Here is a 21,670-nt window from a genome sequence, read left to right as displayed (position 1 = left end):
CCAAACTTCCCAATTAACAATATGCTAAATTTTCTCAATTCCCTTCTCGGTCGTCATCCAGAGCGCGTCAAAGCTAATGTAGAGATTTATACTTGGCAAACTTGCCCCTACTGCATCCGTGCGAAAATGCTACTATGGTGGAAAGGTGTTAATTTTACAGAATACAAAATTGATGGTGATGAAATAGCCAGAGCGAATATGGCTATACGCGCTAATAATCGCCGCAGCCTTCCCCAAATCTTTATTAATAATCAACACATTGGCGGTTGTGATGATCTGTATCGTTTAGATAGGAAAGGTCAACTGGATGATCTTCTGTATTTATACTGATGATAAATTAGTTGAAATAAATAAAATCAGCCAAATCTAACTAGATATTGTGGTGCGGGCATCTTGCCCGCTAGAATTATACTTAAATATAGTACAGTGTATAGCTATATCATGGCGATCGCCTGATTTTTAGCTGTTTTGACATTGTATCAGATAAAATAAAAACAAATCAACCAGAGGCAGTGATTATGATCACCCAAATCAGTGAAATCAAATCTCCCACTGAACTTGTAATCTCTTGGGAAGCCTTACCCGATGATTTTCAGTTAGAGGACGAACCAGTGGAAAATACAGGACAGCCACTTTTGGCTGGTGCTTTGCGAGAAAGTTTAGAAATTGCGGGTTTTATTCAACCGCAGATGTTGATAGCCTCAAATTTTGGTTTATGTGCGACATTAGACGGTAAGTTTATTGCTAAAGCACCTGATTGGTTATATATTCCCGCAGTTAAAGAAATTTTACCTGAACGCAAAAGCTACACACCGAATTTAGAAGGAGATATTCCTGCTATAGTTGTAGAGTTTTTATCAGATCAGGAAGGTGGAGAATATTCTTTTAAACGCACATATCCACCGGGAAAATGGTTTTTTTATGAGCAAATCTTGCAAGTTCCTATCTATGTAATTTTTGATCCAGATGGGGGTTTATTGGAATTATATCAACTGGAGAATGGTCGCTACGAGTTAAAACAACCCGATGAAAATGGTTTACATTGGATTGACGCAATGGGCTTATTTTTGGGAACTTGGAGGGGGGAAAAAGAAGCTAGAACTGGATATTGGTTAAGGTGGTGGAATGAAGCAGGTAATCTATTACCTTGGTCTGTAGAAAAGATTGCAGAAGAACGTCAACGGGCTGAACAAGAACGTCAACGGGCTGAACAAGAACGTCAACGGGCTGAACAAGAACGTCAAGAGAAAGAACGGCTAATAGCGTACTTAAAATCCCAGGGGATTGATCCGAGTAATTTACCTTAAATAGTAGGGTGCGTTAGCTGTCTTCGTAACGCACCTAATTGAAATCAATAATAACTGACCACAATAATAAATATAAATATATGCTGGATATACTGGAATTACCAGAATATTTAATACATAGAAAATGGATGAATCACGCCCTAGAATTAGCGCGAGCAGCGGGTAATGCTGGCGAAGTTCCCGTGGGTGCTGTAATTGTTAACACAAATAACCACTTGATTGCTGTAGGAGAAAACCGGAAAGAACGGGATCAAGACCCTACCGCGCACGCGGAAATTATGGCGATTCGGGCTGCTAGTCAAATTTTGCCAAATTGGCGCTTGCATGATTGTACATTATATGTCACTCTAGAACCCTGTCCAATGTGTGCTGGCGCTATAGTTCATGCACGATTGGGAAAATTGATTTATGGAGTGGACGATACCAAAACTGGCGCAATTCGGACTGTTCTTAACATCCCTGATCACCCAGCGTCTAATCACCGTCTAAAAGTGCTAGGAGGTATTCTGGAATCGGACTGTCGAGAACAATTACAAAATTGGTTTGTTAGCCAACGTCAGCAAAAATAACAGACACAGATAAAACTGTCCAGATGGGAAAACAAAAATTACTCAATAAAATCTACGGTGGACATAATCAAGTTTGTGTCATTATTTACTTTTAAAAACTAGCCACCGTTATGATTAAATCAGACTCTGCTTCTACTACCGGCCATTCACAAACCACAAGTACCTATGTAAATCCCCAGGTCGAATGTCCCCAGCGACCGTTGATGGCTGTGAGGACTTGGCGGGTTTCCCCCTGGTTAATGCCTCTGGCCTATTTTTTAGGACGTTACATAGTTTTGCCATCTTTCTTTGGACATATTCAAGTTACTGGAGGAGAAAATATCCCCAGAAGTGGTCCGGTAATTCTTGCTCCTACCCATCGTTCTCGCTGGGATTCATTAGTTTTACCCTACGCTGCTGGTCGTCACCTCACAGGTAGAGATATGCAATTTATGGTGACAATTGATGAATGTCAGGGGTTACAAGGTTGGTTTGTCCTGAGAATGGGCGGTTTCCCTGTCAATACTCAACGTCCGGCGATCGCTAGTCTCCGTCATGTGGTCAAGTTAATGCAGCGGGGAGAAATGTTAGTTATTTATCCTGAAGGTGATATCCATCGTGATGGTCAAGTTCACCTGCTGAAGCCAGGAATAGCCCGTTTAGCCTTAAATGCTGAATCTAAATACCCAGGTCTGGGGATTAAAGTTATACCTGTTAGTATCCAATACAGCGAATCCTATCCTCACTGGGGTGCAGATGTCAACATTCACATTGATCAACCTATCCAGGCCAGAGATTATATGAATGGAAATTTCAAACTGGAAGCTAAAAGGCTGACAGCAGATTTAACCCATAAATTAAAACAATTAAGTCAGGAGTCAGAAGCCAGAAGGAACATAGAAAATTCCTCCCCTGCTTCTCCTCCCTCCTCCTGCTATATATCAACTACTTCCCGTGTCCAATTACCAATTCCCAGTGATTAAGTTTGCCCACATCCAGGGCAGCGTAGTCAATGACTTGTAATTCCCAGTTACCTTGTGCGGGTAGGGAAAGTAATTGTTTCAGGGCTGGATGCGATCGCATTGTGTAAGTATTTTGTAATTGGTTACGACGGCCTAATGTGCGACTTTGCAATAAAATCCGCTGATTATTAGGAGCAATTAAATAAATTTCTAAATCTCCTAAAAAATCATGGGTGATATTAACTGTAACTTGGATATCACCAATATTAATAACTTCATTAATAGCGATCGCACTTTTAATTCCCTGTTGATCATTATCAGGAATATTCACAACTTGAGTATTTTTTACCTGTATTTGTTCATTAGTAATTTGGGCAACGACACCCATTTGTTTTGCTAGTCTCACAGCCTTAGCTGCATTGACTTTCCCATAACCAAACCATTGACTATGACCATTACTATCATAAGTACCCCCATCAATATTCAATTGAGGATCAGGGCTATTATCAATAATTTTATCAGCAGTATCTTGAAGAATCTGTTTAACTTGTTGAGCCGTTAAATCAGGATTGGCTGATAATACTAAAGCTGCTACTCCTGCAACTATGGGAGTGGCACTAGAAGTACCACCAAAGTTATTAGTAAAGTTTCCAGCATCATAACCTGCTGCTCCTAATTGATCTGTGGTCAAGATTCCTAACCCAAACAGAGAAGAGACAATTGCTGGTTGTGTATAAACAAAACCGGTTTCTTGAAACCACATTCCTGGGGGAGCATTATTACTAGGAGCGCAAACAGAAATATTATCTCCCCAATTACTATAAGCAGCTTTTTTATTCAAACTAGTAGAAGCCGACACGGTAATTACATCAGGATGAACGGCAAAACCGCTTAACCAATTTGTGTTAGCTTTAACAATATTTTTTGGCCAATTTTGTTCATTGATAGTCCCATTAATCGGACGGTTAGCATTTCCTGCTGCAAAGACAATTACACATCCTTTACCATTACGTCCATTGGTAGCAGCATGACTAATAGCTGCCCTTTGACGGATAGAAAGGGGAAAATAAACAGCAGAAGCTCCCCAACTACAAGAAATTACACTTGCTCCCTTTTCCACCGCCCAATTAAAAACATCCTCAATTGATTGATCATCTAAAAAACCAGTAGTCCGAATGGGCATCATTGCACAACCAGGAGCAACTCCGACAATTCCCGCACCATTTTCTTCGGCTACAGCTAGTCCCGCGCAAGCAGTACCATGACTAGTTTCTTTTTCTCCTGGTAAGGGTAAAAAATCATTTTCTTTTAAATCTCTAGGAGCAACAATTTTACCATTACCTTGAAAATCAGGGTGATTCAAGTCAAAGGAATCATCTACTACAGCAACGATAATAGAACGAACACCGCGAGTAGTATCCCAAGCTTGTTCTACGGAAATGTGAGAACCAGCTATTAATTGATTTCCCCCATTGTGATTGAGATACCACTGTTGAGGATAAAGGGAATCTTTGGGCCGATAATGAGGTTCTTGTTGAATGATGATATTTGGTTCTGCGGCTAAAACTTCTGACAGTTTTTGTAATTGAGTCGTGATTTTAATTGGGTTTTGTTTAGCTTGTTTACTCACCAGAAAAATAAAAGTATTCGACATTCCTATCACTGGTTGATCTGGAACTAAATTAAATCTATTCGCAATAATATTAATTTTATTCATATCTACCCAAGTAGCAAATTGAATTGTAATTTGATCACTTAGATAAACTAAAGTACCGGGATTATTTTCAAGTTTATAAACATGACTAACAAAGTCTACATTTTTGTCAGCACGGACTTGAGACATTACTATTTCTAGCTGCTCAGGAAAAACTGTATATAGTTCTAACTTTGCCTGGGATATACTGCGCCGCCATACACATCCATGTATCTGTGATAGTTGCTCACGTGGAAAATTAGCATTAGGACGGATAGTGAAGCGATATAATGTTTTTTCTAACATTAACTCTTCGCCACTGCGTTGTAAAATTAATGCTTCGTCGCTATTTGTGACATCTGGTTCAACAAAATCTGGAGAATTAATATTATCACTCATAAAAAATTGGGATTAGTTTAAAATTAATTGACCTCTTGGCTCTTGCCTGTTTAGTCTTTTGCCAGAGAAATTTTTTTAGTCACTTGAGTTTATTATCGCTACAAAGAGAGTTAAAATACATCAAGTTTTTGAAATTTTCTCGATATTTTACTAGTTAACCTCATGAATGTTGCTACGGATCTATTAATTCGCTTTACCTGCTTATCATTTATAGCATTTTTAGGCATATTGTCACCTGCTGAAGCTCAGGTAAAAAAGCCCTCAAGTCCTGTTAATCCTGCTAGTGAAACCAAACCGACGAACGGGGATAAAACTAACACCCTCAGTCCCACTGGACAGGGTAATAATATCTTGAGTATAGCGGCAGGCGATCGCCTAGTCAAAGAAGCAAATCAAGCGATATCTAGTCAAAATTATGCCCTAGCTGCCCAAAAGCTGCAAGAAGCACGCCAGGTTTATAATCAGTTATCGAGCTTTTATCAAGAGTTAAATTCTAGTTTTGGAGGTATTGACATTTCTGTATCTGACTCCCAACGCCAAAAAGCCCTAGCAACTGCCCAAAAGCGAGATGAAGCCAGCTACCAGTTAGCCCTAGTATATCGAGCGCGAAATCAGCCAGAACTAGCCATACCTTTGCTGGTGCAAATCATTAAAAGTCAAAACCCAACCAGAGAATTAGGGACAAAAGCTTATCAACAATTATTTGAATTAGGTTTTGTGGATGCACCCTATTCTCCTGCAAACAAGAAATAATCAGCATAAGTTAATTAGCAACAACCAAGAGTTAGATATCTGTTAATAATAGAGAAGTAAAGTTTTTTAGGAATGGCAATGATGAGTCCGCAGCAAGTGGAGGGAATGATCAAGGCACAACTACCAGATGCCCAAGTGCAAGTACAAGACTTGACGGGTGGTGGTGATCACTATCAGGTGACAGTAGTTTCATCCCAGTTTGCAAACAAGGGACTAGTACAACAACACCAGCTAGTTTATGGGGCATTGAAACAAGCCATGTCCAGCGAAGCTATTCATGCTTTAGCCCTGAAAACCTACACTCCCGAAGCTTGGCAAGCAACAAACTAATTTGAGATTTAGGATTTTGCATTCAACAAAATCTAAAATTGTCTTGAATTTTGACTTTCGACCTTTAAAAACGCAGGAAATAACTAATCATGACCCCAGAAATTAAAGAAAGAATTGATACTTTGGTAGAAGAAAATAAAATTATGGTTTTCATGAAGGGCAACAAATTGATGCCCCAATGTGGTTTCTCTAACAATGTTGTGCAGATTCTTAATACATTGGGAGTTCCCTTTGAGACTATTGACGTACTCGCTGATTATGAAATTCGTCAAGGAATCAAAGAATATTCCAACTGGCCAACAATTCCCCAAGTATATATTAATGGTCAATTCGTTGGTGGTTCTGATATTCTGATTGAAATGTACAACAAAGGTGAATTACAACAGTTGGTAGAAGTAGCCCTAGCTTCTTAATATCAAGTATTAGGTGTAGGTTGGGTTAAGGAACGCAACCCGACACCTTATTTTTATTTGATTTAGATTATGATCTGATTTCAGATTTTTTGGGAATTTTAAATTAATTCTCATAAGTTGAAAATTATTTATGCCTAAATTCCCACATTTTTGATGAAAAATATGAATAATAAAACAAATATAGAAGACTGTGGTTATACATTCATAGGTACAGCGGTTGATAATTTAATTCGCCATTTTGAAGGTCAATCATCTCTACAATTATATCCTGATTTTCGAGAACGGCGAGAACGCGCAAATGAATTATTATTTGATTTAGTTGGTAAACAACCAGGTTGTTTTTATATTCGTCGTCAAGGGACTGGAAAAGAACCAGGAGAAGAAATTTGGGAATTAACTATAGCCACAGACCAAGATAATTTTCAATTACCAAAAAGACTGAAGAAATTAGGAAAGACTTTAGGATTTAAAGCTGCTGTTCGTCAAGACGGATCTGGTGGTTTTAAAATTTTATCAGCTTATTTATTACCAGAATCACGGGGAATTGTTGACGGTTATGCTGTACTTTATTGGTTATATTTAATTCCTAATTATCAGGAGCGTCTTCATATTCCCACACCATTATTGGCAAAAATAAAAAATATGCCAACCTGCGGTAATCATGTTCCTACAGAAGATCAACTTCAAGCCTGGAAAGCTTTTTTAAAAGTTGAAGAAAATATTGCTAAATCTCGTCAATTTTGCGTATTTTTTGTCAATAAAAATAATAATAACCGCTCAAATTCTCAACAAATCACTTTAGAAATTAAAATTAATTCGGCTACTTTAGATGGTTCTGAAGAACATTTTTTCAGTGTAGAAAACTTTTGGGAAAGAGTTAAAAAAGCCAAAAATCAAGAAGTTAAATTTTTAGATTCTATACCCACAGAAAAAAATCGCCGTCACAGTCGTCAATTAGGAACTATTGAAAAAATTGATCAAAAACATAATCTTATTCATATTCGACTAGAGAGAGAACTAATTGAATATATAGCCAAAGGTAATTATCAACTTCCCAATAATGGTTACTTATTTTTTGATGCTGCTGGAGATATCAAACAAATCGAACGTAAAGAAAAAGCTTTAGAACAATTAAGACAAGGAAGGACTCAAAACCCCTATTTAGGTAATTTTTTATTTGACGCTTCCCAAGCAAGAACTATTACAAAAAAAGTGAAACTCAAATCACAAGATTTATTGTTATCTTCTGCTAATGCTGGACAAAAAACCGCAGTGGAAAAGGTACTTTCCGCAGAAGATTTAGTTTTAATTCAAGGACCACCCGGCACAGGAAAAACCACCGTAATTGCAGAAATTTGCTATCAAGTAGCATTACGCGGAGGACGGACATTAATTACCTCTCAAGCGAATTTAGCAGTTGATAACGCCCTCAGTCGCTTAGTTCATAATCCCCTTATTCGTGCTATTAGAAAGGGAAGAGCCGAAAAAGTTGGAGAAGAAGGACAACCATTTTTAGAAGATCAAGTCATTAGTACATGGTTACAAAATACCGCTACTGACTGCGAAAATAATCTCAGTCAACGTCAGGAAAATATTAAAATTATAACTGAATTATTACCATTATTACCACGATTTATAAACTATTATATATTTGAAGAACAGTTTAATCAGCAACAAAATCAACTGCAAACAGAAAAAGAGAATTTAGAGACAATTTATCAAAACCAAAAAACTAAATATGATCAAATTTTATTAAATAAAAATGAAATTGCATCCTTAATTACTGGTTTAGAGAATATACTAAAAAATTCCCAAAATATAGACTGGGAATCTCCAGAAATTAAGAATTTCTTACCCCATATTCAACCCTATACAGAAAATAACAAACAAGTAGAGATTTTTCGAGAAAATGTAATTCAAGCGATTAAATGTATTGAGGAACTTGGTTTTGTCCGTCCTGGTTTTGGTGTATTTGGTTTAGCAGTTTGGTTACAGGAAAATATTATACCTCAACTTTCTGAATTTAAAGCAGGATTAAAAGATATTAATAATCTATCTTTAGCTATTGCGGAAGTAGCGCAATTAGTTGATATTTTTCAACAACATTCTGTATCTTTACAGAAATTAGAAACAGATTTACAAAAATCTAGTCTTCACAAGAATATACAACCAACAATCCAAATTTGGGAAAATCGTCAACGGGAAATTGATTATATTGTTGAAGCGGTTGTAGAATGGAAATCTACAGGTTATAATAATTTATATCAAGTTTTGAAAGAATGTCAACAATCTGATTTACTTTTAACAGAAAATATGGTAAATTTACCATTAGGTTTATTGATGTTTGCTCAAAACTTGAAATTACCTATTGTTCCCAAAAATTATAAAATCAGTTTACCAGCTTGGGGAGTATTAACAAAAGCTATAGCTTATGAAATAGAGGGAAATTTTATTGATAAAAAAGGTAAACAGCATAATTTTAGTTATTTTCTACAACAAAGTTTTAATCAAATTCCCATAGTATTATCAAAAAGTGATCAGACCCAGTGGAAAAAAACCTATCAAGAGTTAAAAAATTATCAAATTCTTACCCCTAAACAGCGGAAATTGCTAATTGAAAATATTCAAGTTTTTTTAATTAGATTGGAAAAAACTTATGGTAAGTCCTTTGAATGGAATAATATTGAAGCTACTCTTAACCGCATTACCCAAGAACTACTAGAAATTATCTTAATTAATGCGCGTCAATGTGTTTTAAAAGTCAAAACCGAAGCTCAACAACAATTGCAAATTTTAAAACAGCAATTTCGAGAACTTCCAGAAAATGTAATTTCTTCCCAACAAATAGCTGAAGCTAAAACTCAGTTAGAAAACAGTAAACAAGCTGCTAATTTAAAACTTGCAGCAGTTATTAATAATTTACAAGCAATTCATAAACAGCAAAATATACCTCATCAATTAAGGAATTTAACAGAAAATTATTTAACTAAACAAGCAAATATTTGGGAACAACCACAGGAATTTTCTCAACAAGTTAAGTTTTGGGAAAATCGCATTTATGAATTAGAAACTCTGATTTCGTCATTAACACCCTTTACTATTTTAGAAACAATTAAAGACGTTTTAAATCAACAATTTACAAATTTACAAGAACAAACTGATGTTTATCAAAAGCAACTTGAACAATTACAAATAGAAATATCTGATCTAGAAGACAAATTAGAATTACAATTATCAGATAATTTAATTATAGAACGGAATTGGTGGGAGTCAACTTGGCAAATTATACCAGATAAATTTAAGCCAGAATTATCTGACGGAGATTTATTTAATTTAGAGTTTTTAACCAAGGTCAGAAATAAATTGAAATCATGGAAACAACAACTGCAAAATGAAGAAAATTATTTAGATAAATATCAAAATTTTGTTCAAGATTGGATTACAAAATTATGTCAACCTTCCGAACAAGATAGTAATGATTTAAGACGAATTTATTTAGATAATGCTAACGTTGTCGGTATTACTTGTGTTCAAGCTGCAAATTATAGTTTCTCTGAAGAATTTCAATCTTTTGATGTTGTAATTATAGATGAAGTTAGTAAATGCACTCCTCCAGAGTTACTAATTCCCGCTTTGAAAGGTAAAAAATTAGTCATGGTAGGAGATCATCGGCAATTACCTCCTATGCTTGATACTAGCACAGTGGCAGAAGTGGCGCAAGCCATGGGTAATTCTAGAGAAGAATTGCAATTTTTAGAAGAATCATTATTTAAAAGTCAGTTTGAAATTGCTGATAAAAGTATCAAGAAAATGCTCAATACTCAATATCGAATGCACCCCATGATCATGGGAGCAATTAATCAATTTTATCATGGTAAATTAGAATGTGGCATTTTAGAACCTGATAGGAAACGCGCTCATAATTTAGCAGGGAAAATCATTCAACCTGATCATCATTTATGTTGGGTAAAAATGCCTAGAGAAAATGAATTTGAAGAAGAACGCAATGGTACTTCATTTCTGAATACTAAAGAAATTGATGTAATTGAAAATATTTGTCACCAATTTGAGCAGGTTTGGTTTCATAAAGTTGCGAATGGAGAACCAAAAAAAGAAATAGCTGTAATTACATTTTATGGCGCTCAATTAAGAAAAATTGATGAACGTTTACAATCTGAACTTTTCCCTTCTTTACAAATTAGAACGGGTACAGTTGATAGATTTCAAGGTATGGAAAGACCAGTGGTAATTGTGAGTATGGTCAGGAATAATCCTCAAGGAGATGTGGGATTTGCAAATAAACCAGAACGGGTAAATGTGGCTTTTTCTCGCGCTCAAGAATTGTTAATTATTGTCGGTTGTCACGATTTATTTACAGGTAAATCTGGTACAGTAGGTAATATGTATTCTGAGGTTGCAAACACTGTTAATCATCATGGAGGTTTTATTGATGTTTCCTGCTTCTGTAGTTAAAATAATTGATAATAATTTGAAATATTTAGTTGATAAAATTGAAGCTGAAAATGATTATTCATCGGTTTTATTAGCACGTCAATTTTACTATCAGGTAACGCAAAATTTCCTAGAATTAACTATTAAAGAACCTCGAAAATTTAATGTTTTAGAAGAGTTTATTATTCGCGCTGGTATGGAATTTAATCCCCCCCCTACAGCTAATGAATTAGCATCTATTTTAGGACTTGATTCTGTATTTGTTAAAAGTACCATTGCTAATCTTCAATCTTTACAAACTCTAGCAAATACACCGCAAATTACTGTCACCTCGGAAGGGAGTTTATTTTATAAACAAGGTTCTGTTCCTAAACCTCCATATTCTGTCCAAATCTATGCTATTACTGATAATTTACTAGGAACAATTACATTTCAATATGAACAATTAGATCATATAATAATTAACCAAAACCAACTAGATTTAATTAAGTTCGTCAATATTCAACAAGAAACTCCAGCACTTTCTAGTTTAGAACTTGCGGATATTCAGGAAATTATTCAATCTTCCGATTTAGCCCTTCATGTCCCCACAGCAGGTAAATTTATCACTGATTTTAAATTGCGAGGTAGTAAACAAACTATTGCCAGAAATATATCACTATTTGTGATTTTTGATCAAAATCAAAATAAATTAGATATTCAAATCAGAAGGGGAAAGGAGATTTTAGAACCTGCGACAAAAAAGATTCAAGAACTATATGATCAAGAAAAAATATCTTTAGAAGAATTAAGTAGGTTGGCGTGAAAAATTGTCGTTATGACAAGGGAACAGGGAACAGGGAACAGGGAAGAGGTTTTGGACAACTTTACTTTTCGTTACTTATATCGGTTTTTTTCCGTTCACCTACTTATGTCAATATCCCAATTAATTGCCATTTATATATAAAATATAATCACTTATAACCAACAACAGCAAAATTCCCCTCAGCAGCATCAAACTGAGGGGAGTATCAAAAATTGTACTACAGTCGCTATCGTCAGATGGTAGCTACTCGATAAATCAAAATCTACCTTTAGTAGTAGCGATGTTGTCTTTCTGGTTCTGGTTGAACCATTGTAAAATTCGATACATCATGCAAATAGCGGCTGGCTTCCTCTTCTAAGCGATGAATCCAGTAGGGTTCAATGATATTACTATGTCTGAGTGCGGCTAGGTATCCATCCAAATACATCCGCATATCATCCATACGATAACCGCGATTCCATAATTCGACGAAGGCGTCAGTAAGTCTTTGGTAGTAGCGGATGGTTTGTGTGTCTTGGAGCATAACTGCTGTATTAGTCTCTTGGGAATGAGAATTGTAGATGATGATTCACGCTCAATGAAGTATCACTTCCTGCTTATGTATGAACTCATAAGTAATATTTGGACTTTAGATGAGACCCCTCAGCAGCTAAAAACTTAATTAAATCCTAGGCCAAAAAACTGGACATAAGGTGATTTTGTAGTGTATTTTTACGATTCTTTGTCAAAAGTTAGATTTAGCAATCTAGCATGGTGTTAACTTGGTGTTGATCATCACAGGTGCTAGAGGAATACAAATTTAGCAATAGTCCAAACCTGTATAATCAAGTTTTATAATTTCTTAACCGCGTGATGGACAGAAAACAAGTCTTGTTTGATTAAGAGTCATAATCAGGTGTAAATTTTATCCTACTCCCTTTGATAATGATTGTTATCTGAGTTTATCACATCTGCTATATAAAACCTAGACAAAGCTAGACTTTACTTTCTACTTCAACGGGAGCATGGGAGCGGTTATCCCTCGGTAGACTTACACGCTGTAGCCCAACGTGATTGTGTTTTAATTAGGGTTTGCTGAAAAAGACTACCACCATCATTGGTTGGTTTTCGCGTCAGCAATAGTCTCAATTCAATACTTGATATCAACCTATTATATATCAAGTAGTTGATTTTTTACTAAAAATATATTGATTTTTGTCATATAAGTATAGTTTTATCGCTGAAATTGTCAACTTAGGACTAGCTCTTTAGGAGTAGGACAAATGACTAAAATTAAAGTTTAATTATAAATAGAGGTTGGCAAGTAAACAATTTTATACCAATTACCAGAAATTACTAAACCACCCTAGACAAATAGCAATTTGAGTTTAGAGAATGTAAATGTAATAATAATTTAATAAAGCCGTCTGCTTTATTGCCAATAAACTAAAAAATAAATTTTTTGCAAGGTTTTTTTGAGGGAAATGTGAAGAATATCTGCTTTCAAGTAACAAAAACTACAAAACCTTGACCACGAGATTGTTAATTTGAGATTCATTAACGCTAAGGGGTTTTGCCACTGTGGGTTCGGTTTGTATTGAAATTGTTGAGGGGAATCCCCATCTGAGATCGTTATTGGGTTGGCACTTGCAACAACTAGAATACCGAGTTCATCAAGCTGCCAGTATTTATCAAGCAAAAGAAGTATTTCAAAGCCATCAACCAACTCTAATTATTTTAGATGCGGATTTATCCGATGGCGATGGTATGGATTTGTGCCGCTGGTTACATCGTCAACAACAGCCTTTAATTTTGATGTTATCTGCTCGTACCAATGAAGCCGATATTGTTGCCGGTTTAAAAGCAGGAGCAGATGATTATTTAAGCAAACCCTTTGGAATGCAGGAATTTTTGGCTAGGGTGGAGGCCATTCTTCGTCGTCACCGCACACCTAATGCACCGGCTTATTTAGATTATGGCAGTTTGCAAATTGATTTAGTCCAGCGTCGGGTTCGTTTCCAAGGGGAATTTATTGACTTGACCCCCCAGGAATTTAGTTTATTGTATGTCTTAGCACAAGCTGGAGGAGTGCCTTTAAGTAGATCGGAATTATTGCGTCGTGCTTGGCCTGACGCTATTGATAACCCGCGCACCATTGATACTCATGTTTTATCGCTGCGGAAGAAGGTGGAACTTGATCCTCGTCAACCCAGTTTAATTCAAACTATTCGCAATGTTGGATACCGGTTTAATATGGAAATTCTGAATGCTAATATCGCTCAACAACCAGCGAAATTACCAAGAGAAAGATTTACTAATCAACTTCCCGTATTAACCGCTCAAAGTTCTTGATTTCAGGAAACTCTTAACAGATAAAATGACCACTGACTAATAACTAATTGTCCATTCTTCTAATTCTTGGTTTTCTGCTGCTGTCAGGGTGACTGCTAAGTTTTCCCAGTCTACTTCAGCCGCAGGTTGATTAACCATTAATTGACCTTGCTGAAGATGTAAAACATGGGTACAAAACTCCTGCACTAAATCCTTTTGCCGATTTACCATCAAAATCGCCGAAGAATGGGCTTGATTTGATTGAGTGAGGATATTGATTAAATTAGTAATTGCAGGGGTATCTAACGCCGACGTAGGCTCATCTAATAGTAAAATTTGTGGTTCGGTAACTAAAGCACGAGCGATCGCAATTAACTGTTTTTGTCCTCCAGAAAGTTGTACTTCTGTCCGTCCTAACCATTGTTCAGGAATTTGCAGTTTTTCCCGCCAATAACTGACTTTTTCCTGAATAGTTGGTTTAGGTAAACCACGCAAAATTAAAGGATAAGCTAAATTTTCTCCTACTGTCATTCCCAATAACTTAGATTCTTGTTGCACAAGCATTATCTGTTGACGTAGTTGAATTACGGGAATTTTGTGATATTCCTGATTTTTAAAATATATTTTCCCGCTAGTAGGTTCATTTAGCCGATTAATCAGACGTAATAGGGAAGTTTTACCAGCACCAGATACACCTACAATAGCAAAGCGATCGCCTGGTGATACTCTAAAAGAAATATTCTGTAAAATTGGATATTGATGTTGATTCTGTAAACGTCCACATAAACTCACGGATTCTAATACAAGCATAGTAATAAACTACATTTTTAATGTAAACTATTAAAATCTTATTGTAACTTAATACATTCTTAATGTAAGCCAATACATTCTTAATGTAAAAAGTTACAATTTATATTGTAACCTTTCTTGGGTAAATGGAGATGATTACAGAGTTAAATTATTGGCATTGCTAAATTAAAGCATCAAATCAGATATGCAATGCCAAATAATTTATCGAAATTTAATCACCCAAATACTTGTTACCCATGACCCATGACTAATGCAGCTTGAATAGTCCAAATATCTACTAATAGCAATAATAAAGTCAAACCTAACAAAATTAAATACATCCAAGGCTGTGATAAAGGACGAACATCTTGAGTATCAATACCAGTTTTTGCGGCGACAATATTGATAAACTTAGAAAATCCAGACATTCGCATAGGTAATAAATAAGCCTTACCATCTTGAGTAATAAAATAATATACTAAACCACCTTGTCCAGTCGTTCGTGGCTTTAACTCTTTCACTTCCGACCATGATAAACTCCAACCGCGACGAAAAAACTGAGAAAACCAACCTGAGTAAGTAACCTTAATCCCTTCCTCATCTAAAATCACCCTTTCAGTCAAAACAGCATACAACAAAATAAAACCGCAACCAATTCCTATCCATAATAACCAGGGAGGAATAGTTGCGGCTGTTAACTGAGCTAAAAACGGTAAAGGAACCGTCAACGCTAAATATAAACTTAACAAAGTGATCCGAATCAGAGGAGAAAGACGAAAAACAGAGGTTAAACCATTAGTTAAATTAGCCGTCATGGTGCTACAATCATTAACGATATATTTATCGTAACGATAAAACCACCAAAATTTGACAAAACCATCAACATAAAACTCTCTGCGTCTAGAACGTCTTTGCGTGAGAAAAAAAGTCCTGATGTAGCCTAAGATTGTTGTAAAATTCCCAAAACAGGAGTTAACTCAGTATTATTAACTTGGGGATTTAACAAACCACCAGCATAAACACGGGGATTAGTTTGGGAAATGATAGTATAAGATTGGCGAACATGACTATTCACAGCCACAGTTGTTGCATCATACATTTGCATGGCAATTTTAGGATAAAAACCAATGCCAATAATTAACACTAGAAAAGAAGCAGCAATGAAAATTTCTCGTGGCCTAGCATCAGTATAGATAGTTTCCGTTGGTAAAAGACAATCTGTACCAAAACAAGCAGTCCCTTCATCTTCTTGATTTTGAATCCCTGCATTGTTAATATCACAGATTTGGTCTGCACCAGAACCGTAAAATACTTGACGTAGCATGGAAAGGAGATAAATGGGTGTGAGGATAACCCCTACAGCAGCGAGAAAAACCGTAACAGTGCAAAAAGTGGTAGTGTAAACATCACTAGTAGTGATACCCACAAATACAGAAAGTTCACCAACAAAACCACTCATTCCTGGTAAAGCTAAAGAAGCCATAGCTCCCATTGTAAATAGAGCAAATACCTTTGGCATTGCTTGACCAATACCACCCATTTCTGCCATCATCATAGTATGAGAGCGATCGTAGGTGACACCTGCGAGAAAGAATAAAACAGAAGCAATTAAACCATGGGATATCATTTGTAACATTGCGCCGTTGATACCCAAATCGGTAAAAGATGCAATTCCTATGAGGACAAAACCCATGTGAGAGATTGAGGAATAGGCCAAACGACGTTTCATGTTCGTTTGAGCGAAGGAATTTAAAGCACCATAGATAATGTTGACAACACCGAGAATAACGAGAATAGGAGCAAAGTAAACATGAGCGTCGGAAAGTAGGTCAAGATTGAGACGAATTAGTCCATATCCGCCCATTTTTAGGAGTACACCGGCTAAAATCATAGATACTGGGGAAGACGCTTCACCGTGAGCATCAGGTAGCCAAGTATGTAGGGGAAAAATTGCCAATTTTACGCCAAAGGCAATTAATAAACCAGCGTATAGTAGTAGTTGGAAGGTGAGGGGATATTCTTTGTGTGCGAGTTGAGCGATATCAAATGTGACATTTCCACCGCCATATAAACCCAGTCCGAGCGCTGCTACCAAGATAAATATAGAGGCTGCTGCGGTGTAAATTAGAAATTTAGTAGCTGCGTAGCGTCGTCTTTGTCCACCCCAAATACAGACTAGTAGATATACGGGAATGAGTTCGATTTCCCACATAATGAAAAATAATAGCAAGTCTTGGGCGACAAATACTCCAACTTGTGCAGAATATAACACAAGTATGAGAAAGTAAAAGAGCTTTGGTCTGCGATCAACTTGCCAAGCGGAAAAAATGGCAAGGGTGGTAACAAAACCTGCTAAAAGCACCAAGGGAGCGGAAATACCATCAACAGAAACCGCCCAATTTAAGCCTAATTGGGGCATCCAAACATAATTTTCTACGAGTTGAAAACTAGCATTACTGGCATCATAATGCTGCCAAAAAGCTAAACACATCAAAACAAAGTCTGCTATACCTACACCTAGCGCGTACCAACGGACAACCTTACCGTCCTTATCAGGGAATAGGGGGATAAGAAAGGAAGCCAGGAGCGGAAATAGGATAATTGCGGTAAGCCAAGGAAATTGATCCGCTATCATGTCAATAGGAAAAAATACTTATTTGTGTAATCAGATTATTGTACTAAACTTTTTAACAATTTCTTTATAAGTTTTTACCCAAGGTGAGTATAAGAAAATATTTACTTAAATATATCTTATGATTATGATTGAAAAGTTTAAAAAATTGGTTTGTCTAGATAATCGTTTAAAATTATACCATTTGTGTGTGATGCCGGCGCGATCGCATTTTTTTCGTAATTATTATAGCCAGGTTAATTAGGACATGATCAATCGTGGAAATAGAAATAACATGGAAGATGAACCTAAATCCGCATCCGCGACTTCTTAAATAAGTCGCGGAACTTCTTGATTGTTAGTGTATCAAAGTGCTGCTGCTTGTAAAATTGCAGATTTTGGTTGACGAATATTTTGAATTTCCAAATTTATCGGACTACTCGGTCCTGTAACTAAACCCCGTCTTTGAGGTTTGATTTCATGGGTATCAACTAATTTCATTGACCATGTTTTTAGGACTTTTGCTAAGATCAATTTCATTTCCATTTGGGCAAATGCTAAACCGATACAACGTCTTGCACCACCACCAAAAGGTAGAAATTCATAAGGTGAAAATTGTTTCTCTAAAAAGCGTTCTGGGCGAAATTTCTCATGTTCAGGATAAGTATCTTCACGGTGATGAGCTAAATAAATTGAACCCATGACAATTGTACCTGGTTCGAGTTGATAACCACAGAGAGAAATAGGGGTTTTAACCCTTCTGGGAAAAGTTAACATTCCCACAGGACAAATCCTTAATGTTTCATTACAAACAGCAGTTAAATATGGCAATTTAAAGACAGTATTAGAATCATAATTTTCTCCTAAACTATCCAATTCTGCTAATAACTTTTCTTTAACTTCTGGGAATTTATGAATCCAGTAAAAAGCCCAAGAAATAGCTGTAGCTGTAGTTTCATGACCTGCGACTAATAAAGTCATCAATTCATCTCTTAATTCTGCATCAGTCATAGGTTGACCGTTTTCATCTTCAGCAGACATAAGTAAATTAAGGATATCTGTGCGCTTAGGATCGAAATTTTCTCTTCTTTCTCGAATTTCCTGATAAATAAGTTGGTCAGCTTGTTCCTGTTTCTTCATTTGTCGTTTCCAAATTTCTGAAATCCCAAAGGTTTCTTTTAATTTGGGAAAATAGAGAAAAATCACCCTCCAAGGAGTGCCACCCTGTTCTAAAATTGCACAAAGTAAATGTTTAAGTTTTTCTGCTCGTTCTCCTTCATAAAGGCCAAAAACAGCTTCCATCATTACCTGAAGAGTGATATCTTGGGTAATGTTTCTAATATTAAAAGATTGATTTTTTGGTTGTTGATTAAAAACTTTTATGGTAATATTCTCAATTAATTCTGCATAGGTTCGCATTCTTTCCCCGTGAAAAGGAGGCATAATTAATTGACGTTGACGTTGATGTGCTTTACCACTAAGACTAATGACAGAATTTTTGCCCAGTAAATATTGAAAAATACTGTTTAAATCTCCTGGTGCTTCCAACTCTTTTTGATCATTACTTAACACCTGCTGCATAGCTTCAGGAGAATAAACAAATAACATTGGTGGTAAATTACCCTGTAATTTTAGAGCAAAAACATCTCCATATTTTTTAGCACATTCCACCATATAAGGCATAGGTCTGAATATCCAGTTTAAGACTTGAATAATAGATAATCCCTTGGGTTGTGGTAGCATTTGCATCATATTCTCCTGTTGTTATCAAAAAAACAATTCAATTATATACATAATAACTCAACTTCCAGTATAAATCATCTTGGAGTCATTATAATTTTTCAGCCAGAAAATCTAAAAACCAACCGAATTATTCTTAATTTCCATCTCCAGATACTTGTCAACAACGATCTTTCAATACCATAGAAACAAGAGATTAATTCCCTTTTGCTTCCCTCTTTCTTCCTCCTTTGTGCCTATCCCTACGGAATACTCCCCCAAGGTAAATGTAGTTAATTTCATCAATATCTACAACTAAACACAAAATAACGGAAAAATCAATCATCACTTAGTTATAGTAACTTTCAGAAAAAGCAATTAATTATTAGAACCTTAAAGATGTAAAATATTTATTAAATTAAACCAGAATCTCTAGTTTTTTCGATTTTATTAAGGTACTCAGCATGACAGCAATTACGCAAAATACAGCTTTCGCAGTTCCGAATTTTTGTCAAGGGATACAATATTTTGGGGAAGTATTGCCAGATTTTCAAACTTATGGTAAAGTACCAGCGATCGCATCTGGTCAAAAAGCAGTAGCAAATCCTACCGATACCAATGCAGTATATCAAACTTTACTGGCTGCTGATGCCCTGCGCTACCTGACGCTACAAATCACTGGTAGTAAAGCTTCTGGACACCCCGGTGGTTTTGCCAGTCAAGCGGAAGCTTATGCAGCTTTGGTCATGCTTGGACATAAGAACATTATTACCGAAGTGGGACACCATGCTCCTGGTTTTTATAGTGCCATGTTTTTAGACCGATCTTTAGAAGATATGGGCATTTCTACAGTACAACAATTGCGCGATCGCTTTCGTGAAAAACACGGATTATTAGGACACCTATCCGGTTATATTCCCGGTATTTTAGCACCTGCCGGACCCTTGGGACAAGGGCAACATTTCGCCATGGCCGCCGCATTGTTACACCGTGACAAACTCTTCCCCTTTACAGTGGGAGACGGAGGACTAGGTGAACCCTACATCATGAGTTCCATGGCACATTTTAACACCGCTTACCCCACTGTCACAAACTTTTTACCAGTTTTAGTGTGGAATGGTTACAGCCAAGAACATCATAGCATGGTATCTTTAAAAACTAACGACGAAATGATCGCCTATTGGAAAGGTAACGGTTTTACCGAAGTCGTGTTAGTCAATGCTAAAGACTTTGATGATCAAAACCAACCCGGTGATTATGTGGATAGTACCGCTTTCTCCTTCCAAAAACGGTTAGAATTTACCAAAGCCGTATTAGTAGGCATGGATAAAGCTGCCCGTTCCGCTTTAAGTGGCACATTAACAGTATTTATTATCAAACAACTCAAAGGGGCAGGGGTTCATGCTTTAGGTGCAAAATCCCATAACTTATATCCTAAAGATACCTTAGACGCGCCCCATATTGTCACCGCCTTACAAAAACGGGCTTTATGTGCCGAGGCATGGCAAACAGTCCGTACAAATGCGGAACGGGCTGGGGGTGGACCAGCAGCGAAAACCGCAGTGACAGAATTTGAATTACCCCTAGCAGAAATTGGCGAATTACCATTAGAAGAATATGCAGTGGGTGGAGAACCAAAAGTTTCTACCACCGCAATGGGAAGGTTAGTAGGAATAGTCGGAAATAAAGATAAAAACTTCCTGGTAACAAACGCCGATGGTAACGAAGCATCAGGAATTGCTAACATTAACCAAGCATTAAAAATCAACCATCCTACCACCGATGATTTATATAATCAAGCTCCAGGAGGTCAAGTTTACGAACCTTTGAGCGAAGATGCTTGTGCAGGATTAGCGGCTGGTTTATCCTTAATGGGTGCGAGAACCTTGTGGTGTTCTTACGAATCTTTTGCCATCAATGGATTACCAATTTGGCAAACTGTCACCCAAGCAATGGCAGAATTAAGACGCAAAACACCGTCAACAATTACATTATTTACTGCGGGGGCTTTAGAACAAGGACGCAACGGTTGGACACACCAAAGACCAGAAATTGAGGCTTATTTTGCATCATTGATGAGAACAGGAAATGTATTTCCCTTATTTCCTCCCGATGCTAACAGTATTCAAGGTTGTTATGACTGGGCTTTGCAAACAAAAAATAAGGGCATTGTCATTACAGCCAGTAAGTCTCCTTTACCCATTAGAACGACTTTAAAACAAACGGAAGAAGGGTTAAAAAATGGCGCGATTTTATTACATGAAATTGCGGGTGGGAAGACAGTTGTATTTGCTGTCATTGGCGATATGACGTTAATTCCCGTATTTGAAGCGGCGGCATTTTTAGAGACTGAAGGTATTGGAGTGAAGATTATTTCTATTATTAATCCTCGCCGTTTATATCGTCCTCATGATACTGCTTGGGATACTTGTTCTGAACCTGATAACGGTTTTTTAAGTGATGCCGATTTTGAGCAATTGTTTGGTGGTGATGCCTTAATTGGTGTTACAGGTGGCGCTGCGGCGATGTTAGAACCAATCATGTTACGCAGTAATTCTAAGCGTGATTCTTTCGCCTGG

At 36.6% G+C, this 21,670-nt stretch carries 18 protein-coding genes; 12 read left to right on the top strand and 6 right to left on the bottom strand.

All coding sequences use genetic code 11. The features are described 5' to 3' along the window. The first annotated feature begins 21 nt into the window (after nucleotides 1-21). The 4 genes from grxC (at nucleotide 22) to ACIR310F_RS21745 (ending at nucleotide 2,838) form a co-directional block, all read left to right on the top strand. The gene (grxC, locus tag ACIR310F_RS0106095) at nucleotides 22-330 is read left to right on the top strand and encodes a glutaredoxin 3 (RefSeq protein ID WP_028083043.1); all 309 of its coding nucleotides are present in this window, start codon (nucleotides 22-24) and stop codon (nucleotides 328-330) included. 188 nt (nucleotides 331-518) lie between these two features. Beyond that, complete coding sequence (locus ACIR310F_RS0106090; RefSeq protein ID WP_028083042.1) at nucleotides 519-1,307, top strand: Uma2 family endonuclease; 789 nt, start codon at nucleotides 519-521, stop codon at nucleotides 1,305-1,307. Nucleotides 1,308-1,387: 80 nt separating this feature from the next. Then, on the top strand, nucleotides 1,388-1,876 hold the full coding sequence (tadA, locus tag ACIR310F_RS0106085) for a tRNA adenosine(34) deaminase TadA (RefSeq protein WP_081677556.1): 489 nt from the start codon (nucleotides 1,388-1,390) through the stop codon (nucleotides 1,874-1,876). A 110-nt stretch (nucleotides 1,877-1,986) separates the two neighbouring features. Next, entirely contained in the window at nucleotides 1,987-2,838 is an 852-nt protein-coding gene (locus ACIR310F_RS21745; protein WP_051289491.1) for a lysophospholipid acyltransferase family protein, read from the top strand. Here the strand turns inward: ACIR310F_RS21745 and ACIR310F_RS0106075 are convergent. Then, complete coding sequence (locus ACIR310F_RS0106075) at nucleotides 2,801-4,909, bottom strand: S8 family serine peptidase (protein WP_028083040.1); 2,109 nt, start codon at nucleotides 4,907-4,909, stop codon at nucleotides 2,801-2,803. The genes ACIR310F_RS21745 and ACIR310F_RS0106075 overlap by 38 nt on opposite strands. A 162-nt stretch (nucleotides 4,910-5,071) precedes the next feature. Here ACIR310F_RS0106075 and ACIR310F_RS0106070 point away from each other — a divergent pair, with 162 nt between their 5' ends. From ACIR310F_RS0106070 to ACIR310F_RS27270, 6 genes are all read left to right on the top strand, one after another. Beyond that, nucleotides 5,072-5,662 carry a hypothetical protein gene (locus ACIR310F_RS0106070; protein ID WP_028083039.1) on the top strand — a complete coding sequence of 197 codons (591 nt, stop codon included), beginning with the start codon at nucleotides 5,072-5,074 and terminating at the stop codon, nucleotides 5,660-5,662. Between the two features lie 78 nt (nucleotides 5,663-5,740). After that, nucleotides 5,741-5,992 (top strand): BolA family protein, encoded by a 252-nt coding sequence (locus tag ACIR310F_RS0106065; RefSeq protein WP_028083038.1) that lies wholly within the window; start codon nucleotides 5,741-5,743, stop codon nucleotides 5,990-5,992. Nucleotides 5,993-6,081: 89 nt separating this feature from the next. Then, a complete protein-coding gene (gene grxD, locus ACIR310F_RS0106060) occupies nucleotides 6,082-6,405 on the top strand; it encodes a Grx4 family monothiol glutaredoxin (RefSeq protein WP_028083037.1) in 324 nt (107 codons plus the stop codon). Between the two features lie 153 nt (nucleotides 6,406-6,558). Then, complete coding sequence (locus ACIR310F_RS0106055) at nucleotides 6,559-10,878, top strand: AAA domain-containing protein (RefSeq protein ID WP_028083036.1); 4,320 nt, start codon at nucleotides 6,559-6,561, stop codon at nucleotides 10,876-10,878. Beyond that, a complete protein-coding gene (locus ACIR310F_RS21740) occupies nucleotides 10,856-11,662 on the top strand; it encodes a hypothetical protein (protein WP_035367707.1) in 807 nt (268 codons plus the stop codon). The genes ACIR310F_RS0106055 and ACIR310F_RS21740 overlap by 23 nt, the downstream gene beginning before the upstream one ends. 12 nt (nucleotides 11,663-11,674) lie before the next feature. Next, the gene (locus tag ACIR310F_RS27270) at nucleotides 11,675-11,803 is read left to right on the top strand and encodes a hypothetical protein (RefSeq protein ID WP_269208339.1); all 129 of its coding nucleotides are present in this window, start codon (nucleotides 11,675-11,677) and stop codon (nucleotides 11,801-11,803) included. Nucleotides 11,804-11,930: 127 nt separating this feature from the next. On the opposite strand, the gene ACIR310F_RS0106045 is transcribed toward ACIR310F_RS27270, so the two are convergent. Continuing rightward, nucleotides 11,931-12,185 carry a DUF6761 family protein gene (locus ACIR310F_RS0106045; RefSeq protein WP_028083035.1) on the bottom strand — a complete coding sequence of 85 codons (255 nt, stop codon included), beginning with the start codon at nucleotides 12,183-12,185 and terminating at the stop codon, nucleotides 11,931-11,933. 1,037 nt (nucleotides 12,186-13,222) lie between these two features. Between ACIR310F_RS0106045 and ACIR310F_RS0106040 the strand changes: the two genes are divergently transcribed. After that, nucleotides 13,223-13,993, top strand: coding sequence for a response regulator transcription factor (locus ACIR310F_RS0106040; RefSeq protein ID WP_028083034.1), 771 nt, complete (start codon nucleotides 13,223-13,225; stop codon nucleotides 13,991-13,993). 36 nt (nucleotides 13,994-14,029) lie between these two features. Here ACIR310F_RS0106040 and ACIR310F_RS0106035 read toward each other — a convergent pair whose 3' ends face one another. From ACIR310F_RS0106035 to ACIR310F_RS0106020, 4 genes are all read right to left on the bottom strand, one after another. Beyond that, a complete protein-coding gene (locus ACIR310F_RS0106035; protein WP_028083033.1) occupies nucleotides 14,030-14,782 on the bottom strand; it encodes an ABC transporter ATP-binding protein in 753 nt (250 codons plus the stop codon). 230 nt (nucleotides 14,783-15,012) lie between these two features. Beyond that, a complete protein-coding gene (locus ACIR310F_RS0106030; protein ID WP_028083032.1) occupies nucleotides 15,013-15,576 on the bottom strand; it encodes a hypothetical protein in 564 nt (187 codons plus the stop codon). A gap of 125 nt (nucleotides 15,577-15,701) precedes the next feature. Further along, nucleotides 15,702-17,396 carry an NAD(P)H-quinone oxidoreductase subunit 4 gene (locus tag ACIR310F_RS0106025; protein WP_028083031.1) on the bottom strand — a complete coding sequence of 565 codons (1,695 nt, stop codon included), beginning with the start codon at nucleotides 17,394-17,396 and terminating at the stop codon, nucleotides 15,702-15,704. A gap of 342 nt (nucleotides 17,397-17,738) precedes the next feature. Further along, nucleotides 17,739-19,121, bottom strand: a complete 1,383-nt coding sequence (locus ACIR310F_RS0106020) for a cytochrome P450 (RefSeq protein WP_028083030.1) — start codon at nucleotides 19,119-19,121, stop codon at nucleotides 17,739-17,741. Between the two features lie 434 nt (nucleotides 19,122-19,555). Between ACIR310F_RS0106020 and ACIR310F_RS21735 the strand changes: the two genes are divergently transcribed. Further along, on the top strand, nucleotides 19,556-21,670 hold a 2,115-nt coding region (locus ACIR310F_RS21735; RefSeq protein WP_231387409.1), incomplete at its 3' end, for a phosphoketolase family protein.

This window comes from Dolichospermum circinale AWQC310F (assembly GCF_000426925.1).
Classification (GTDB): Bacteria; Cyanobacteriota; Cyanobacteriia; order Cyanobacteriales; family Nostocaceae; genus Dolichospermum; species Dolichospermum circinale.
Note: the sequence above shows the minus strand (reverse complement) of the source record. Positions and strands in the feature narration are given on the sequence as shown.